Consider the following 18,124-nt stretch of genomic DNA (forward strand, 5'->3'; position numbering starts at 1 on the left):
CCTTATCCCCGGACCTGACAGACAAACGACGACGGCACCCCAGGTGGGGTGCCGTCGTCCGGAGCTATTGACCGCCGCCGGGTTTCTGCGGGGTCTTCGTCGGTTCACTCGTCGTCCCGCCGGTCGGCAACGAGGGCCAGCCCGGAGTGTTCGTCGGCCTGGTCGGCTTCGTCTTCGTCGGCGTGTTCGTCGGGGTGTTCGGCGGCGGCGTCGACGGAGGCGGCGTGTTCGGTGGCGGAGTACTGGGCGGCGGCGTGTTGGTGGGCGTGTTCGTGGGGGTGTTCGTCGGCGGCGTGTACGTCGGCGTGGTGGTGTCCTTCACCTGGTCCGCGTCCGGCGCGGCGAAGTCGGCCGTCGGCACACCCTCCAGCGCCGACTTCATGAACGCCAGCCAGGTCTTCAGCGGCCAGTTGCCACCGAAGAACGCCGGGTCGTCGCTGTACGGGTCGAGGTCCGACTCGCCGTCCTTGCCGGCCCGGTAGAGCACGGAGGTCGACAGCTGAGGTGTGTAGGCACTCCACCACGAGGTCAGCGTCGCCGAGCCGTCCTTACAACCGCCGCACTTCTTGTTCTCGGCCCGGTCCTCCACCGCGACACCACCGGCGGTGCCGGTCTTGCCGGCGACCGGACGGTCGAGATCCTTGGCGCCGGTACCGGTGCCGTCCTTGACCACCTGCTGCAGGACGTAGTTCACCATGTTGGCGATGTCCGGCGGGAACGCCTGCTTCTGCTGCTTCATGATCGTCGCGTCCGACCACAGCACCTTGCCGTCCGGACCGCGCACTTCCTTGATCGTGTGCAGCGGCGTGTACTTTCCTCCGGCCGCGAACGTCGCGTAGGCGTTCGCCATGTCGACCGGCGAGGCGTACGCGTTCGGACCGAGCACGGTGGACGGGTTGTCCTTGTCGTTCTCCAAGGCCTTCGAGGCCGGGATGCCGGCCGCCTCGGCCGCCTTGACGACCTTGCGCGGTCCGCCGTCCATCTGCTTGTCGACCAGGTCGTAGAAGGCGGTGTTGACCGACTCCTCGGTCGCCTTCAGCAGGGTGACGTCGCCGTAGTCGGTACTGAGCTCGTTGCCGAATTTCTGGCCCTGGACCGTGATCGGGCTGTCGCCCTGGAAGATGTCGTAGATCGACTTCCCGTCCTCGAGCGCCGCGGCCAGCGCGAACGGTTTGAAGGACGAACCCGGCCGGGCCTTGGTCGTCGCCCAGTTGAGCTGACTCTTGAGGAAGTCCGGACCGCCGTACATCGCCAGCAGTTGGCCGGTCCCGGGCTGGACGGCGGCCATCCCGATGTGCAGCCCGTCGCTCTTCTTCGGCTTCTCGTTCTTCGCCGCGAGCAGAATCTTCTTCTGCTGCTGGTAGTTGAAGGTGGTGGTCACCTTCAGTCCGCCGCCGGTGATCGCGTCCTCGTCGAAGCCGAGCTTTCCCAACTCCTTGCGGGCCATGTCGAGCAGGAAGCCGTTCGGTCCCCCGTAGCGGCTGCTCTTCGGCTTCATGTCGAGCTTCGGCAGTGCGTTGGCGTACTGCTTCTCCTGGGTCGGGGTGATCGTGCCCATCTGCTGCATGCCGTCGAGGACGTAGTGATACCGGTCGATGATCCGCTTCTTGGTCCGCGGATCGGGGTCCGTGACGTCGAACAACGTCGGGTTGTTCAGGACGGTGGCAAGCAGAGCCGACTCCGGGACAGTCAGCGAGTTCGGGTCGGGCTTCTTGAAGTACGCGTCACCTGCGGCGGAGATGCCGTACGCGCCTTCGCCGAAGTAGACGGTGTTGAGGTAGCCCTCGAGCGTCTTGCTCTTGTCCTGCTGCCGGCCGAGCTTGGTCGCGATGAACAGTTCCTTGAGCTTGCGCCCGACCGTCCGCTCCTGGGTCAGGTACATGACCTTGACGTACTGCTGGGTGATGGTCGAACCACCTTGCAACTGCTCACCGCGGGCGATGTTCACCGCGGCCCGGACCATGCCGGACGGCGAGATACCGGGGTTGGTCCAGAACGTCCGGTCCTCGGCCGCGATCACCGAGTCCTGGACGCGCTTCGGGATCTGCGACATCGGCACCGAGTGCCGGTTCTGCTCGAAGAACGTGCCCAGGTTGTTGCGCTGGTCGGCGTACGTCACCGTGGTCGTGTTGGTGGCGAACTCTTTGTTCGGGTCGGGGATCTTCGTCGTCTGGTACACGATGAAGAAGGTCGCGACCGCGCCGATGATGCCGAGGAACACCAGCGCGGCGAGCCAGCCGAGTACGCGGACCGCCCAGTGCCTCTTCTGCCGACGGCGGGCCGGGGCGGCCTTCCTACGAGCTTCACTCACGCTGCAATCCTCGACGATCTGGCTGGAGTCATTGCCCCACAGACTACGGTGGGTGTGGTAACGCGCCCGAATCCGCTCCGGATGCTAGCAACCACGGGGCGCCCAAGTGAAAACGGTCCACCGGGGCTCTTCCGCTGACGCCCTACAACGTTGGAAGGTTTGCATCCGGCGCGGCGCTGTGACGCGACTCTCACGAGGTCACGTGGGGTGCCAGCAGCGTCACGGCGATCAGCGCGGCCGGGAAGCAGGCCAGGAACATCGTGAACGTGTAGCCCATGATGTCGCGCGCCTTCAGTCCGAGGATCGCGAGCGTCGGCAGCATCCAGAACGGCTGCAGCAGGTTGGCGCTCGCCTCGCCGAGGTCGTACACGACGACCATCCAGCCCGCGTCGACCTTGAGCTCGTTCGCCGCCTGCAGCACGTACGGCGCCTCGATCACCCACTTGCTGCCGCCGCTCGGTACGAAGATGCCGAGGATGCACGAGTAGATCGCGACCAGCGGCGGGAACAGGAACTGGTTGCTCGCATGCACCAACCAGCCGGCCAGCCGCCCGGAGATCCCCGTGTACGCGATCATGCCGAAGATCCCGCCGTACAAGGGGAATTGGAGCAGTACGCCGGCCGCCGCCGGTGCACCGTCGCGTACGGCGCGAGCCATCCGCCACGGCCGCCACTGCAGAAGTAGCGCGAGCAGGAACAGGATGAGGTTGATCGTGTTGAGGTCGAGGGCGTTGAAGAAGTTCTTCCCGCTGAAGTATCGGACCAGAAAGACCGCACCGAGCAACACGATCAGCAGACTGAACAGCGGCGAATGCTCCAGCCAGTCACCGGGTCGACGTACCTCCCGGCGTTCACCGTTGTACGCCGATCCGCGACCGACGAGCGGTTTGAGTTCGATGCCGAGGTGCTCCGCGGTCCGCGAGTTGCCCTCGCCCGGTGCGATGAACCACGCCATCCCGACGCCGACGACGTACACGATCAGCGTCGCGGCGATCGCCTGCCAGGTGAAGATCGTGTCGCTGAGCGGGATCAACCCGCTCGCGTGCCCACTGGCCTTGATGACTTCTTGCACCGGCGGCGGACTGCTGCTCGCACTCGCCACCTGCAGCGCGGCCGAGCCCGACAAGCCCTGCGCCCACACGGTCCCGAGCCCGAGGAACGCCATCGCTCCGAGCGCGCGGTAGTCCGCCTTCGGCACGTTCCGCGCCACCTCGCGCGCCAGGATCGCCGCGAAGATCAGACTGAACGCCCAGTTCAGGTACGACGCCAGCATCGCGACCGCGGCGACGAAGGCGACCGCGGTCCGCGGGTTCTTCGGGATCCGCGCGAGCCGGGTGATCAGTCGCGCGATCGGTCCGCTGGTCGCGACGGCGTACCCGCCGATGATGATCATCGCCATCTGCAGCGTGAACGTGATCAGCGACCAGAACCCGATGCCCCAGGCATCGACCATGCCGTAGCCCTTGGTCGCGGCCGGGTCGTCCGGGCGCCCCAGCAGCGGCTCTCCGGTGACGAGTCCGAACAGCAGCACCACGAAGGTGCCGACCAGCACGAACCCGAACGCGTCCGGCAGCCACTTCTCGGTGAACGCGGTGAACCGCAACGCCAGCCGCGCAAGCGCGCCGTCGGCTTCGACCTCGGACCTGGCGTGCTTCCCATGGCTGTCGGCCATGACCCTCCGCTCTGAGACCGCGACTCTGAGTGTCATTCGAATAACGCGGATCGGCGTCTGACGTAACAGTTTTCCCGCTGGAGGTGACAAAGGCCGCGTTTGTCAAGAGTTGTCCACAGGCCAGAGGTCTGCTTACAGTGGCGGTGCGATGTATCGAACCGATACATCAGGTCATGACAAACTAGACCGAGGGAGGTGGCTCATGGGAAACCGCAGTGGGGTCCTGGAGCTCGCCGTACTCGGTCTGCTGCACGAAGCGCCGATGCACGGCTACGAGCTCCGCAAGCGCGTCAACGCCCAGTTCGGCTGGGGGCGCGTGCTGTCGTTCGGTTCGTTGTACCCGTGTCTGAAGGCGATGCTCCGCAACGGCCTGATCACGGCCGACCCCGGGACGCCGGAGTCGGGTCGCCGGCCGAAGATCGTCTACACGATCACCGCCGACGGCAAGGACTACTTCGCGCACGCGATGCACGAGGCCGGTCCGTCGGCCTGGGAGGACGACACGTTCGGCGTCCGCTTCTCGTTCTTCGGCCGGACCGATCCGGCCACCCGGTTGCGCATCCTCGAGGGCCGCAGGGCCCGGATGGAGGAGCGGCTGGCCAACTTCCGGGCGGCGATGAGCCGGACGGCGGAGCGGGTCGATACCTACACCCTCGAGCTGCAACGGCACGGCCTGGAGTCGGCCGAGCGCGAGGTCCGCTGGCTGAACGAGCTGATCGACGGCGAGCGGCGGCAACAGCGGCCCCCTGAACAGCACCAACCGCCTACCCAAGGAGATTCCAGATGACCTCGATCCGCGTAGCGATCGTCGGTGTCGGCAACTGCGCCAGCTCGCTCGTCCAGGGCGTGCACTACTACCGGGACGCGAAGCCCGAGGAGCGCGTCCCCGGTCTGATGCACGTCCAGTTCGGTGAGTACCACGTGCGCGACGTGGAGTTCGTCGCCGCCTTCGACGTCGACGGCAAGAAGGTCGGCCTGGACCTCGCCGACGCGATCGGCGCCAGCGAGAACAACACGATCAAGATCTGCGACGTACCGCCGACCGGCGTCACCGTCCAGCGCGGTCACACCCTCGACGGCCTCGGCAAGTACTACCGCGAGACCATCACCGAGTCCGACGCCGCTCCGGTCGACGTCGTCGCCGCGCTGCGTGAGGCGCAGGTCGACGTACTGGTCTGCTACCTGCCGGTCGGCTCGGAGCAGGCGGCGAAGTTCTACGCGCAGTGCGCGATCGACGCGGGTGTCGCGTTCGTGAACGCGCTGCCGGTGTTCATCGCCGGCACCAAGGAGTGGGCGGACAAGTTCACCGCGGCCGGCGTGCCGATCGTCGGCGACGACATCAAGTCGCAGATCGGCGCCACGATCACCCACCGCGTGCTGACCAAGCTGTTCGAGGACCGCGGTGTCACCGTGGACCGCACGTACCAGCTGAACGTCGGCGGCAACATGGACTTCAAGAACATGCTCGAGCGTGAGCGGCTGGAGTCCAAGAAGATCAGCAAGACCCAGTCCGTCACCTCGCAGCTGCGCGACGAGATCGACGCCCGCAACGTGCACATCGGCCCGTCCGACTACGTGGCCTGGCTGGACGACCGCAAGTGGGCGTTCATCCGGCTCGAGGGCCGCAACTTCGGCGACGTCCCGCTGTCGCTGGAGTACAAGCTCGAGGTCTGGGACTCGCCGAACTCGGCCGGCATCATCATCGACGCGATCCGCGCGGTGAAGATCGCCAAGGACCGCGGCATCGGCGGCCCGATCCTGTCCGCCTCGTCGTACTTCATGAAGTCCCCGCCGGAGCAGTACGCCGACGACGTCTGCCGCGACCTGGTGGAGAAGTTCATCCGCGGCGAGGTCGAGCGCTGACCCGATCGCTGTGACCGCCGCCCGGTAACCCTCTGGAAGGGTGCCGGGCGGCGTGCCATCATGACGCCGGATGACCGAGATCCGCGCCTACCGCGACACCGACGCCTCCAGCTGGCTCCAGTGCCGCCTGCTCAGCTTCTTCACCACGGAGTACTACGACGACATCGTCGTAAACCGTCCGGTCTTCGAGAACCCGGCGCTATGAGGCTGCACGTTGGTTGTGCGCAGTGGACGCATCCTGCGTGGCCGCAGCCTTCTCGGGACAAGCTGCGTTCGTATGCGTCCTGGTGCAACGCGGTCGAGAGCAACACGACGTTCTACGCGACGCCTTCTCCGTCGACGGTCGCCTCCTGGGCGGCACAGACTGCATCGGACTTCCGATTCGTCGTGAAGCTTCCCCAAGTCATCACGCACGAGCGTCGGCTCACGAACGTCGACGGTGAACTCCGCGCCTTCCTCGCCGCGATCGAGCCGCTCGGCCCGCGCAACCACGCCGTCTGGATCCAGCTGCCGGCCGCGTTCTCCCCCACAGATCTCGGCGCCCTCGCCGCCTTCCTGCACCAGGCACCTCGCGACTATCGGTACGCCGTGGAAGTCCGCCACCGCTCGTTCTTCGACGAACCGGGTGCCGCCGGCAACCTCGAGCGTGTGCTCGCGCGCGTCGACGCCGAATGGATTCCGTTCGACACCGGCACGCTCTTCTCGCGCCGCCCGACGAGCTTTGCCGAGCGCGACGCCTGGATGAAGAAGCCGCGCGTGGCGCGTCGTACTCGCGCGCTCACCGCCTTCCCGATCGTCCGCTACATCGGTCGCGACTCTGTGGCTGAGACCGTGGACGGCTGGGGATATCTCGTCGACCTCGTCGTGCAGTGGCTCTCGGAGGGTCGGTCGCCGACGATCTTCCTGCACACTCCCGACAATGCCGAGGCGCTGAACCTCGCTCGCCACTTCTACGCGACCGTCGCCGCCGCTGTCCCTGAGCTCGCCCCACTTCCGGAGCCGGTCGCGTCCGAACCGCCAACACTCTTCTGACCGGGGAAATCGGCCTCGATGCCACGGCTGACCGGTTGTTCGGCCGATGGCGTGTTGCAGGACACCAAGCGGTGAAAGAACCCGCCGGCCAGTCCGCACCGCCCCGAGCGGGGCGAGTTATCCACAGCTCCACAACTGGCCGCTGATTTCGCGGGCGATCTCCGTATGTTCTCCGCCGACTTCACACCTCGGGAGGACATCTCATGCAGCACTCATCCGGTACGACGCCCGCCGCTACCTCGACCGCCACCACGAGCGGCACCGTGGCCGGCACCCTGGCCGAGCGGCAGGCCCGGGCCGACTGGCTCATCACGGAGTTCGGCCGGCTCGCGGCGCAGGCCGAGGATCCGCACGACAAAGCCCGCTTCCGCCGGACAGCCGACTCCCTCGTCCGCCTGGCGATCGCGTTCCGCTCATGACCGACGGCTCACTCGACGAACTGCTGGCCGTGAGTGGAGAGACCGCGCGCGATCTCGCCTCGGCCGACCAGTCCGCATGGAACGGACGCATCGTCGAGTCCACCGGAGCCATCCTCGGCCTTGCCCACTGGGACGGCACCCTTTATCTCGACAGCGAGACCATCCTCGATCCACTCCGCCAGCTGTACGATCGCGCCGGCGAGAAGCAACCCACCGCCACCCTCGTCCGATACCGCGAGGCGCTCGCCACCCTGCTCCACGAGCACGCCCACTTCCTCGGCCCGGCAGGATCGACCCAGGAGTCCGCCCGCGAAGCCTTCACCAAATCCGGCAGCCGCCAACTGGAAGAAGGTGTCACCGAAGCCTGGGCGCAGGACCACCTGGACGACTACCTCCGTCGACTAGGTATCGACAAAGTTGCCCCCGGCATCGAATCCGTCCAGGCCGGCGGGTACTACGCCGCGTTCGTCCCCGCCGTCCGCAAACTCACCGCGGATCTCGAGTCCCGCAACAACCTCCGTGACGGCGAGGTCCTCGACCTCCTCAACCGCCAGACCGCGGCCGGCCAGTTCCCCTTGCTGGTCACGCTCGTCTACAACTCGACCCGCCTCCCCGACCTGGAGCCGGTCGGCGCCGACACCCGATCGCGCCTGGAGTCCATCCTCCGCGCGGGCCTCGACCACCTCGACGCCTACGAGCTCACCGCGCCTGGCTTCGCGGCCGCCAAGTCCCTCTCCACCGCCAACGAACTCCTCGACCGCCTCCACCACGAGATCCAGTCCGCCGAGTCCGCCTACACCTTCAGCCCCATCCACGCAGACATCACCCAGACCCACGCCAACGCCTGCACCCTCCCGTCGCCAGTCCCCGCTCCATCACCCCACGAAGCGGCGCTGTCCGGTCTAGCGCCCCCAACCGCCACACGCGGCCAGTCCGCTCGCCTCCACCCCGCGCGAAGCCGCCCCGTCACCGCGCGGACCGCACACCTCCACGGAGGCTGTCGATGACGCGCACCCGTGCAGTTCCCCGGGCGAACCCTGTGGGTCGGGATACTGAGGTATGGACTATCGGACGTTCGACGCGGAGTACGCGCAAGTGCTGGCTGCCGCGCGCTCGATGGACTCGGCCACGCTCGCGAGTGAGGTGGAGCGCCTGCGAGGCATGGTCCCCCTCGTCGAGCCGCGATCGGACCAGAGCCAGGCCGAGTTGCTCGTCAACCAACTGTCCGAGGTTCTCGATATGGAGCAACCGCCCGTCTCCGACGCGATGGCGGCGGCGGTCCGCGTCCACCGCCAGACCCGCAACGCTCAGGGCAGTTCGACCGAACGCATCGCCGCGCTCCGGGCCGGCATCGACGAGATCGGCCGGATCGCCGACACAGTGGCCGAGACCACCGAACGGCACCAGATCCTCGCCCTGACCGAGTCCCTCGGCATGCAGCTCGAAGCGCTGGAGAGCTCCCCGGCCGCCAACCCCGACCGATGAGCTCTGCCCGCACGTCACCCCACCAGCCTGCGACCAGGGGTTGACGGCTGTGGTCGCTGGTTTTGCTCAGTTGATGGACGAGCAGGCTCGGGTGGCGGTGCGGATCACCGGCGCCGATCACACGTCGTGGAACCGGGTGTGGGATGTCCTCGACCCTGACGACAGGCGATGGGGACTGGCCTGCCGGGACAACTCGCTGCGGTACCACCCGGAGCACATCGTCGAGTCGCTCCGGGACATGTTCAATCGGGCCGGCCAGCAGCAGGGTGACTGGACGCTGCAGCGGTACAAAGAAGCGATCCGGATCATCCTGCACGAGAACATCCACCTGCTCGCCGCGAGGGGGACGTCGCACTCCACCGGGTTCGATGCCTACAAGGAGCCGGCGCACGAGGTGGTCGAGGAGGCGACCACCGAGCTCGCGACCCAGATCCTGCTGGACAGGTACATCGCCGAGCTCGATCTGGAGCGCATCGCACCGGGCATCAGCGACGTCAGCACACCTCCGCCGTACGGCGAGTACCGACCGGCGGTCGAGCGGTTCGCCAACGCGGTCGGTGCACGCGTCGATATGTCCGGGGACGAGGTGATCCTGCGGATGGCGGTGGTGAATGCCGAGGACAAGTTCCGGGTCGTTGCCGAGCTGCTGTACGACAGGACGTTGTCCGAGGTGGTGCCTGAACAGGCTCGTGCCGGCGCGGTCGCGGAGATCGAGGCGGCAATGAAGCCGGCATTCGCGTCGATCCACGGCTACGACCCCAACGATCCGCTCGACGTCAAGATGTCGGCGCTGGCCGGCCTGGAGGCGTTCCAGCAGGCCAACACGAAGATCCACGACATCGCCGAGTACTGGTCGTCCAACCAGGACCTACGCCGAAGCCTGGACGCCGGCCTCGGAGCGACGCCACCACTACAGACCACCCACGGCCCGACGCCAGCCCCCAAAGCCCCGCCGTCCTCCGCCACCTCAGCACCCACCCGCCGCACCCCCAACCACACCCAACCCCACCGAGAACCCCCCACCTCTCGCGGCGACTGAGCGTGGCTAGGTGCGCAGGTGGTGGGTGGGGGTGAGGTGGGTACGGTGTCGGGGTTCGGGTGGGTTGGGTGGTTAGCGGAGGTGTTTGGTGGAGTTTGTTGGTGAGGGTGTGGGGATAGCGGCTGGATTGGTGGAGTTGCGGCGGGCTTTGCATCGGGGGCCGGAGGTGGGGTTGCAGCTGCCGGGGACTCAGGCGTTGGTGATGGATGCCATCAGTGGGTTGCCGTTGGAGGTGACGACCGGGAAAGAGCTGACGTCCGTGGTGGCGGTGCTGCGGGGTGGTGCGCCGGGGCCGACGGTGTTGTTGCGCGGGGATATGGACGCGTTGCCGGTGGTCGAGGAGACCGGGCTCGAGTACGCAGCGGAGAACGGGAACATGCATGCCTGCGGCCACGACCTGCACACCGCGGGCCTGGTCGGAGCGGCCAAGTTGCTCAGCGCTCATCGCGAGGAGCTGCACGGCAACGTGATCTTCATGTTCCAGCCGGGCGAGGAAGGCCTCGGCGGGACCGGATACATGCTGCGGGAAGGACTGCTGCAGGCGACGGGTGACAAGCCGATCGCGGCGTACGCGCTGCACGTCTGGGCGCAGGCGGGGAAGGGCGTCTTCCAGATGCGACCGGGCACGATGATGGCCAGCTCGAACCAGCTGCACATCACCGTGCGCGGCAAGGGCGGGCACGGGTCGATGCCGGATCGGACGGTTGACCCGGTTCCGGTGGTGGCGGAGTTGGTGCTCGCGTTGCAGACGTACGCGACGCGGCGGGTGAACGTGTTCGACCCCGTCGTCATCACCGTCACACAACTCGAGGCCGGCGTCGCGATCAACGTCATCCCGAACACCGCCCGCCTCGGCGCGACCGTGCGAACGTTGTCGGATGCAACGCTCACGCAACTGACACGCGAGCTCCCGGCCCTGGCCGAGCGGATCGCGGCAGCACACGGATGCACGGTCGACGCGCAGCTCAACCCGCAGTACCCGGTGACGGTGAACGACGCGGGACGTACGGCTGAAACCGCGCAGATCCTGACAGACCTCTTCGGCGCGGACCGGGTGCAGGACCTGGAGAACCCGTTGATGGGCGCAGAGGACTTCTCGATGGTGCTGAAGGAGGTCCCCGGCACGTTCGTGATGGTCGGCGCGCGGCCGGACGACGTCACCGCCGAAGAGGCGCCCTCGAACCATTCGAGCATCGTGCGGTTCGACGACGCCGTCCTCGCAGACCAGGCGGCGGCGCTGGCGCAGCTCGCCGTACACCATCTGGTGCCTGCGTAAAGCCTGGCCTGGGGCTGGTCAGTCCGCCAGAGGCCGACCAGCCCCAGGGTTCAGGAGGGCGAAACGTTCAGGGTGTAGGCGCCGCGGCTGCCGTACGTCGAGTAGCCGGTGTTGAGCGGATCGCCGTAGCCGACGTTGTCGATCCGCAGGTAGTACGTACCCGGCTGGAGGGCGCCGCTAACACTCGCGCCGAGACCCGTCGGCGTACCGGCGTCGCTCTGTCCGGAGGCCGGGTCGTTCGAGGCGACGACCACGCCGGAGCCGTCGAGCAGGTCCAGCTTGATGTCGAGGTTGCCACCGGTCGGAGCCGGGCTCGCCGACGCCGTGTAGTTGCCCGCGGCACTCACGTCGACGCGGTACACGTCGGTGTCGTCCTCCGCCGCGATGATCCCGGACACCGGCGTACCGACAGTCAGCGCGGCGGCGTCGCCGGTCGTGTCACCGGCCTCGTCCGCGCGCAGAGCCAGACCGTGCGTGCCCACGACCGCGTAGTCGTCTTCCTTGTTGTTCGCGTCGGCGTACTCGCCCTTGCTCCACTGGCTGATGCCGCGGTAGTACCCGACGCCCATGATCGGCGCCCACGCGCCATGACCCGGGTAGTACCCGACCGTCGACGTACCGTCGTGCGAAAGCCCGACGTTGTGACCGGCCTCGTGCGACGCGGCCTCGGCGAGGTTCTTGGCACCGGTACCGACGCCCTTCGTGAACACCAACGCCGGCTGGTAGTAGTCATGCCGGCTCGTGCTGTCGTACACCCCGACGTACGCGACACCGCCGCAACCGCAGCCCGACTGGTACCAGGTGTCCGGGTCGATCAGGACCCGCGTGCCGTACTGCTCGTCCGACGCACCGGACCGGTCGATCGCGGACTGCGGCGGCTCCTGGGTCGTCACGTCCACGTCGAACGTCGAGTAGTCCTCGGCAACCCGGGCCCACACCTCGTGGACCACGTCCTGCTCGGCGGTGCTGTAGTTCGCCGGATCACCATCGGTGTCGTACGCCGACACGTTCACCGGGTCGATGCCCTTCGACGCGTTCCACGCCGTGCCGGTGATGGTGTGACCGTCGAAATCCAGGTAGAGCACGCGGTTCGAGCCAGGCTTGCTGTGGAGCTCGAACGCAGGACCGGTCGCGCCGGCGACGGCGGTGCGTGCCCAGCGGGGCGATGCCTCGGGAGCCTTCTGCGCACTGGTCAGACCGGGCTCGCGGAAGAACAGTTTGCTATCGGCATCGAGCCACGCGGTCTTGTCGGTGGCGAGGATCTGCCGCAACCGCTCGGTGGGCATCCGGTTGTGGTCGGCAACATCAGCGAGTCTCGACTGGACCTTGCCGAGAGCGGCGCCGCCGGCCAAAGGCTGCGACAACAGCTGGTCGACAGGTGTCTGCTGCGCATCGGCCTGGGTGCCGGCAGCGACAGCCAGACCTCCAAGTACGACGGCACCAGCGCAGGCGAGCGCGCCGGTGCGGCGGAATCTGCTCACTCGGAATCCTCCTCACAGGATTCCCCCCGGTTTGGGCGGTTCCCCCCAAGAACCCGGGGCCGTCGATCTCGGTGGGATCGACGGCCCCGGGTGGTTCGGGTGTCAGCCCGCGGTGACGCGGACCGAGTAGGCGCCGCGGCTGCCGTACGTCGAGTAGCCGGTGTTCAGCGGGTTGCCGTACCCGGTGTTCTCGATCCGCAGGTAGTAGCGGCCCGCGGTGACCTGGCGGCTGATGCTCGCACCGAGACCGGTCGGCGTGGCCGCGTTGGACTGGCCAGATGCCGGGTCAGCGGTCGCGACGACCGCGCCGGAGGAGTTGAGCAGCTGGAGCTTGATGTCCAGGTCCGCACCGGAGGCGGCTGCCGAAGCCGCGAAGGTGAACGTGCCGGCGGCCAGGTCGATCCGGAAGGTGTCGACGTCCGAGTCGTTCGCGTAGATGCCCTTCACGCTGGTCCCGAGCGTCAACGCAGTTGCGTCCGATGTGCCGTTGCCGTGGTCGTCGGCCCGCAGAGCCAGCCCGTTCTGGCCGATCACCGCGAAGTCGTCTTCCTTGTTGTTGGCCCCGGTGTACTCGCCCTTGCTCCACTGGCTGATCGCCTTGGAGTAGCCGACACCCATGATCGGCGCCCAGGCGCCATGGCCGGCGTAGTACCCGACGGACGCCGTGCCGTCGTGCGAGAGCCCGACGTTGTGGCCGGCTTCGTGCGACGCGGCCTCGGCGATGTTCTTCGCGCCGGTGCCGACGCCCTTCGTGAACACGAGCGCCGGTTGGTAGTACGAGTGCTGGCTCGTGTTGTCGTACACGCCGACGTACGCCACCCCGCCGCAACCGCAGCCCGACTGGTACCAGGTGGTCGGGTCGATCAGCACGCGCGTGCCGTACTGCTGGTCGGAGGAGCCGGTCCGGTCGATCGCCGCGGCGGTCGGCTGCTGGGTGGTCACGTCCACGTCGAACGGCGCGTAGTCCTCGGCGACCCGGGCCCAGACATCGCGTACGACGTCCTGCTCCGCGGTGCTCCAGTTGTTCGGATTCCCGTCGGTGTCGTACGGCGTGACGTTGACCGTGGCCGGCTTGCCGCCGGTGTTCCACGCCGTACCGGTGATCGTCTGACCGTCGAAGTCCAGGTAGATGACCCGGTTCGAGCCCGGCTTGCTGTGCAGCTCGAACGCCGGACCTGTCGCGGCGGCGACCGCCTGCTTGGCCCAGCGCGGGGACGGCGCTGCCGCGGACTTCCGCTCGGCCGCGGTCGCGACGGGCTCGCGGTAGAACAGCTTGCCGCCGTGATCGAGCCAGGCGGTCTTGTCGGTGGCGAGAATTCGCTCGAGCTGAGTCGCGGGGACTCCATTGCGCGAGGCAACCTCGGCGAGCCGGGACTGGACCCGGCCGAGCGCGGCCTTGCCTTGGAGCTCCTGGCCGAGCAACTGGTCGATGGGAAGCGGAGCGGGCTGCTGGGCGTCGGCCTGATTGCTGACGGCGACTGCGACGGCTCCGAGGACAACTGCACCGGCGACGGCGAGAGCGCCGATCCGGCGGGGGCGGGTGTGCATGCTTGGGGGTCCTCCTCAGGGACTCCGGGGCGGCCTCACATCTCGTGCGTGGGCACGCACTGTGCGTAGCCTGCCCGAAGGTCCCCGCCCCTGTATAGATTCGTCTCGGGATTTAACGCCGACTTGGGAGGGGCCACAGATGCGCTACATGATGATCTTCAAGGCGAGCGAGGAGTCCGAAGCGGGCGCGCTGCCGAGCGAGGAGAGCCTGACCGCGATGGGTCTGGTGATGGCGGAGATGGCCGAGAAAGGCGTCCTGCTCGCTGGTGACGGATTGCTGCCGAGCTCGATGGGTTTCCGGCTCGGGTTCGACGACGACAAGCAGCGCCGGGTGGTCGACGGCCCGTTCACCGAGACCAAGGAGCTGATCGCCGGATTCTGCCTGATCGAGGTGGCCTCGCGCGAGGAAGCGATCGAGTGGGGCTGGCGCTGTGTGGCGGCCGACGGCCGCACCGACGGCGAGCTGGAGATCCGCCCTGTCCCGACCGCCGAATTCTTCGGTGACAACTACACCAGCGAAGCGCGCGACCGCAACGAAGAGACGTTCCAGAAGGCCGCCGAGAACCTTCAGAAGAGCAACACCTGACGGATCGACGTACCTGCGGCCAGGTCGTCGAAGGCCTGGTTCAGGTCGTCGAGCCCGACGGTCGCGGTCAGCAGCCGGTCGACCGGGAGCCGGCCGGCTCGGAACAGAGCGACGTACCGCGGGATGTCGCGTGACGGCACCGACGAGCCGAGGTACGAGCCCTTCACCGTGCGTTCCTCCGCGACCAGGCTGACCGCGGGCACGCTGAACGACTGCGACGGATGCGGGAGCCCGACCGTGACGGTGGTCCCGCCGCGGCGCGTCGCGGCGTACGCCTGCTCGAGCACCTTCGCGCTGCCGACCGTCTCGAAGGCGTATTCCGCCCCACCCGAGGTCGCCTCGCGCACCTGGTCCACCGCGTCACGGGCGTCGACGGCAACTGTCGCGCCTAGTTGCAGCGCCAACTCCAACTTGGCGGGTACGACGTCCACCGCGACGATCGGATGCGCTCCGACCAGGACCGCGCCGAGCAACGCGGACAGGCCGACGCCGCCGAGACCGAAGACGACCGCGCTGCGGCCGGCGCGGACCTGCGCTGTGTTCACGACTGCACCGACGCCGGTCATGACTGCACAGCCGAAGAGGGCGGCGATCTCAGGCGGGAGCGACGGGTCGATCTTCACGGCCGAATGCGCCGAGATCACCGCATGATCCGCAAAGCCGGAGACACCCAGATGGTGATGCAGCTCAGCCGGTGGGTGCGGGTCGCGAAGGCTGGTCAAGCGGCGGGCGCCGCCCAGCAGGGTGCCTGCGGTGTTTGCGGCAGCCCCGGACTCGCACAGCGCGGCTCGGCCCTCCGCGCACGGTCCGCAGGCGCCGCAGGCGGGGACGAACGCGCACGCGATGACATCGCCCGGAGCGAAGCCGGCAGCCTCGGACACGACAACCTCGCCGGTGGCTTCGTGGCCGAGGAGCATCGGCATCACGCGGGGGCGGGAGCCGTCGATCACCGAGAGGTCCGAGTGGCACAGGCCGGCCGCGCGGATCCGGACCAGCAGTTCGCCCGGACCGGGCGGCGCCAGCTCGACCTCTTCGATCCGCAGCGGCCGCGACGCGGCGTACGGCGCCGGCAGGCCCATCTCCCGCAGTACGGCGCCACGCACGATCATCCTGTGATCCCTTCCAGGGCGGCCCGGATGTGGTCCGGGACCGGCACCGGGCGGCGATCCTCGCGGGTGACGAAGACGTGCACGAACCGCCCGGTCGCGGCCGGCTCGTCCGATCCCTCGCGGAACAAGGCGATCTCGTACCGCACGCTGGAGTTGCCGAGCTGACCGCACCGCAACCCCGCGTCCACGACACCCGGGAACTCGAGCGGTTGCTTGAACGTGCACTGCGAGTCCACGCACAGCCCGATCACGTCACCGCCGTGGATGTCGAGACCACCCGACCGGATCAGGAAGTCGTTGATCACGGTGTCGAAGAAGCTGTAGTACTCGACGTTGTTGACGTGCCCGTAGACGTCGTTGTCCTTCCACCGCAGCGTGATCGCAAGGTGGTGCGGATACGCGCTGCGGTCCATGCGGACAGCCTAGAACTACGGCTTGCGGCCGACTCCGACCCACAGGCTGCACATGATGTCGGTGAACTCGCCCTTGTCGACCAGGCGCTGCGTCTCGTCGTCGGGGTACCACCGGAAGGGCGAGACCACGCCGGGCTCGACCAGCTCGGTGCCCTCGAAGAAGCGGGTGACCTCTTCCTTCGAGCGGACCTGCGCGTCACCGCCGTCGGCCTTGTAGACCACCATCGCCCGCTCCCACAGCTCCGGCGCGAAGTCCGGCGTGCAGTGCGAGAAGATCAGCAGCGATCCGGGCGCCAGCGGCTCGACGAGCTGACGGACCAGGTCGTACGGCTTCAGCGCGTCGGGCAGGTAGTGGAACACGCCGACGATGCTGAGCGCGACCGGCTGGTCGAAGTCGATCAGCTCCTTGACCTCGTCCGACTCCAGGATCGCCTGCGGGTCGGTGACGTCGGCCTCGAGGTACGCCGTCTTGCCCGCCGGGTCGCTGACCAGCAGGGCCCGTGAGTGCGCGAGCACGATCGGGTCGTTGTCGGCGTAGACCACGTGCGCCGCCGGGGTGATCTTCTGGACGACCTCGTGCAGGTTCGGGCTGGTCGGGATGCCGGTGCCGATGTCGAGGAACTGGGTGATGCCCTGCTCGGCGGCGTACTTGGCCGCGCGGTGCATCCACATCCGGTTCGAGAGGGCGGCGGTGCGGAAGCCCGGGAACGCCTGGAGCAGGTGCTCGGCGGCCTGCCGGTCGATCGCGAAGTTGTCCTTCCCGCCCAGGAAGTAGTCGTACACCCGAGCGCCGTGCGGCCGGTCGAGCTTCAGCTGCTCGTACATCCGCGGGTCGACGTCGGCATCCTGCGATTCAGCCATGAAATTCCCATCCGCGCTGCGCTCAGAACTGAAGAGCCATCGTAACCGGTGCACAACGGACCGTGACACCGCCAGAACGACCCTATCGCTCCAAAGTTCTCTTGCCATCACCTCCGGCGCGTCCAGGTCTGGCCTTTACAGAGGATTGAATCCAGTCGGCTCGGGTTTGTGCCGGATGAGGTGCCTGGCGGGCATTTTCTGATGCTCGGTCAGCCCGTTGGCGTGGTGGACTATCTCCTACAGGTGAGGGGGCGTCATGGGTGATGTGGTGCAGGGGCGGCAGACCGCGGCGTACGACGGGGAGGTGGTCGTCTTCCTGATCGGGATGCGGGTCAACTCCGTGTTCAAGGTGCGCGAGTGGCTGCCGGTGGCGAGGGCGATGGGGCCGATGCTGCAGGAGCTGATGAAGGACAAGGACAGCGGACTGCTCGGGTTCCGGACGTTGCCGACGTGGCGTGGGGTCACGTTGATCCAGTACTGGGAGTCGGTGGAGAAGCTCCAGGCGTTCGCCGGCGACACCGGTCGTACTCATCGGCCCGCGTGGGTCGAGTACTTCCGCAAATCGTTCAAGGGCGGCGCGGTCGGCATCTGGCACGAGACGTACGTCGTACCGGCCGGCAACACCGAGACCATCTACGGCAACATGCCCCTCTTCGGTCTCGGCCGGGTCAAGGGCGTTCAGCCGGTCAGCCAGCGCACCGACACCGCAGCCCAGCGCCTGCACCAGACCGAATAGATCAGTCCTGCCAGAGCCCGACGCGGTTGCCGTCCGGGTCCAGGATCACAGCCATCCGGCCGAGCCCCGGCACAGTCCACGGCGGCGTGGTGATCGTCGCGCCGAGCGCCTCCGCCCGGACGAGCATCAGCTCGACGTCCGGCACGGAGAAGTACGTCGTGATGCCCGCCCCCTGGTCCTCCTGCTCGACCAGTCGGAGGCGCCAGCCGAACAGCTCTGTGTAGAAGGCGCGGGTGTCTGACACGGTGATGTCGGTTCCGGCAGCGTGATTGTCGTTCATACCCAGTACGTCG

19 protein-coding genes are annotated in these 18,124 nt (G+C 67.6%); 11 read left to right on the plus strand and 8 right to left on the minus strand.

Annotation, left to right across the window (positions count from 1 at the left end):
• Nucleotides 1-64 precede the first annotated feature (64 nt).
• A complete protein-coding gene (locus OHA10_RS10755; RefSeq protein WP_371406030.1) occupies nt 65-2,311 on the minus strand; it encodes a transglycosylase domain-containing protein in 2,247 nt (748 codons plus the stop codon).
• A 190-nt stretch (nt 2,312-2,501) separates the two neighbouring features.
• Entirely contained in the window at nt 2,502-3,983 is a 1,482-nt protein-coding gene (locus OHA10_RS10760) for a short-chain fatty acid transporter (protein WP_371406031.1), read from the minus strand.
• Nucleotides 3,984-4,185: 202 nt separating this feature from the next.
• Between OHA10_RS10760 and OHA10_RS10765 the strand changes: the two genes are divergently transcribed.
• The 9 genes from OHA10_RS10765 (at nt 4,186) to OHA10_RS10805 (ending at nt 11,097) form a co-directional block, all read left to right on the plus strand.
• Nucleotides 4,186-4,770, plus strand: coding sequence for a PadR family transcriptional regulator (locus OHA10_RS10765; protein WP_134106506.1), 585 nt, complete (start codon nt 4,186-4,188; stop codon nt 4,768-4,770).
• Nucleotides 4,767-5,846, plus strand: a complete 1,080-nt coding sequence (locus OHA10_RS10770) for an inositol-3-phosphate synthase (protein WP_371406032.1) — start codon at nt 4,767-4,769, stop codon at nt 5,844-5,846. Before OHA10_RS10765 ends, OHA10_RS10770 begins: the two co-directional genes overlap by 4 nt.
• Before the next feature lie 70 nt (nt 5,847-5,916).
• Nucleotides 5,917-6,051, plus strand: a complete 135-nt coding sequence (locus OHA10_RS10775; protein WP_371406033.1) for a hypothetical protein — start codon at nt 5,917-5,919, stop codon at nt 6,049-6,051.
• The gene (locus OHA10_RS10780; RefSeq protein ID WP_371406034.1) at nt 6,048-6,878 is read left to right on the plus strand and encodes a DUF72 domain-containing protein; all 831 of its coding nucleotides are present in this window, start codon (nt 6,048-6,050) and stop codon (nt 6,876-6,878) included. Before OHA10_RS10775 ends, OHA10_RS10780 begins: the two co-directional genes overlap by 4 nt.
• 203 nt (nt 6,879-7,081) lie before the next feature.
• Complete coding sequence (locus OHA10_RS10785) at nt 7,082-7,297, plus strand: hypothetical protein (protein WP_371406035.1); 216 nt, start codon at nt 7,082-7,084, stop codon at nt 7,295-7,297.
• Nucleotides 7,294-8,304, plus strand: coding sequence for a hypothetical protein (locus tag OHA10_RS10790; protein ID WP_371406036.1), 1,011 nt, complete (start codon nt 7,294-7,296; stop codon nt 8,302-8,304). Before OHA10_RS10785 ends, OHA10_RS10790 begins: the two co-directional genes overlap by 4 nt.
• A 52-nt stretch (nt 8,305-8,356) precedes the next feature.
• A complete protein-coding gene (locus OHA10_RS10795) occupies nt 8,357-8,782 on the plus strand; it encodes a hypothetical protein (RefSeq protein ID WP_371406037.1) in 426 nt (141 codons plus the stop codon).
• Between the two features lie 73 nt (nt 8,783-8,855).
• A complete protein-coding gene (locus tag OHA10_RS10800; protein WP_371406038.1) occupies nt 8,856-9,821 on the plus strand; it encodes a hypothetical protein in 966 nt (321 codons plus the stop codon).
• Between the two features lie 130 nt (nt 9,822-9,951).
• Entirely contained in the window at nt 9,952-11,097 is a 1,146-nt protein-coding gene (locus OHA10_RS10805; RefSeq protein ID WP_371407927.1) for a M20 family metallopeptidase, read from the plus strand.
• A 50-nt stretch (nt 11,098-11,147) separates the two neighbouring features.
• On the opposite strand, the gene OHA10_RS10810 is transcribed toward OHA10_RS10805, so the two are convergent.
• Together OHA10_RS10810 and OHA10_RS10815 are read right to left on the minus strand one after the other, a co-directional pair.
• Nucleotides 11,148-12,578: a pre-peptidase C-terminal domain-containing protein gene (locus OHA10_RS10810; protein WP_371406039.1), complete on the minus strand. Its 1,431-nt coding sequence runs from the start codon at nt 12,576-12,578 to the stop codon at nt 11,148-11,150.
• 102 nt (nt 12,579-12,680) lie between these two features.
• Nucleotides 12,681-14,126 carry a zinc-dependent metalloprotease family protein gene (locus OHA10_RS10815; RefSeq protein ID WP_371406040.1) on the minus strand — a complete coding sequence of 482 codons (1,446 nt, stop codon included), beginning with the start codon at nt 14,124-14,126 and terminating at the stop codon, nt 12,681-12,683.
• 139 nt (nt 14,127-14,265) lie between these two features.
• On the opposite strand from OHA10_RS10815, the gene OHA10_RS10820 reads away from it, so the two are divergent.
• Nucleotides 14,266-14,712: a YciI family protein gene (locus tag OHA10_RS10820; RefSeq protein WP_371406041.1), complete on the plus strand. Its 447-nt coding sequence runs from the start codon at nt 14,266-14,268 to the stop codon at nt 14,710-14,712.
• On the opposite strand, the gene OHA10_RS10825 is transcribed toward OHA10_RS10820, so the two are convergent.
• From OHA10_RS10825 to OHA10_RS10835, 3 genes are read right to left on the minus strand one after another with little or no spacing between them, the layout of a single operon-like run.
• Nucleotides 14,694-15,821, minus strand: a complete 1,128-nt coding sequence (locus tag OHA10_RS10825) for a zinc-dependent alcohol dehydrogenase family protein (RefSeq protein ID WP_371406042.1) — start codon at nt 15,819-15,821, stop codon at nt 14,694-14,696. The genes OHA10_RS10820 and OHA10_RS10825 overlap by 19 nt on opposite strands.
• Complete coding sequence (locus OHA10_RS10830; protein WP_371406043.1) at nt 15,818-16,234, minus strand: acyl-CoA thioesterase; 417 nt, start codon at nt 16,232-16,234, stop codon at nt 15,818-15,820. Before OHA10_RS10830 ends, OHA10_RS10825 begins: the two co-directional genes overlap by 4 nt.
• Nucleotides 16,235-16,249: 15 nt before the next feature.
• The gene (locus tag OHA10_RS10835) at nt 16,250-17,095 is read right to left on the minus strand and encodes an SAM-dependent methyltransferase (RefSeq protein WP_371406044.1); all 846 of its coding nucleotides are present in this window, start codon (nt 17,093-17,095) and stop codon (nt 16,250-16,252) included.
• A 256-nt stretch (nt 17,096-17,351) separates the two neighbouring features.
• Here OHA10_RS10835 and OHA10_RS10840 point away from each other — a divergent pair, with 256 nt between their 5' ends.
• A complete protein-coding gene (locus OHA10_RS10840; protein ID WP_371406045.1) occupies nt 17,352-17,831 on the plus strand; it encodes a DUF4188 domain-containing protein in 480 nt (159 codons plus the stop codon).
• A 1-nt stretch (nt 17,832) separates the two neighbouring features.
• Here the strand turns inward: OHA10_RS10840 and OHA10_RS10845 are convergent, their stop codons facing one another.
• Nucleotides 17,833-18,111, minus strand: a complete 279-nt coding sequence (locus OHA10_RS10845; protein ID WP_371406046.1) for a VOC family protein — start codon at nt 18,109-18,111, stop codon at nt 17,833-17,835.
• Nucleotides 18,112-18,124 lie beyond the last annotated feature (13 nt).

The organism is Kribbella sp. NBC_00662 (genome assembly GCF_041430295.1).
In the GTDB taxonomy this organism is placed as follows: domain Bacteria; phylum Actinomycetota; class Actinomycetes; order Propionibacteriales; family Kribbellaceae; genus Kribbella.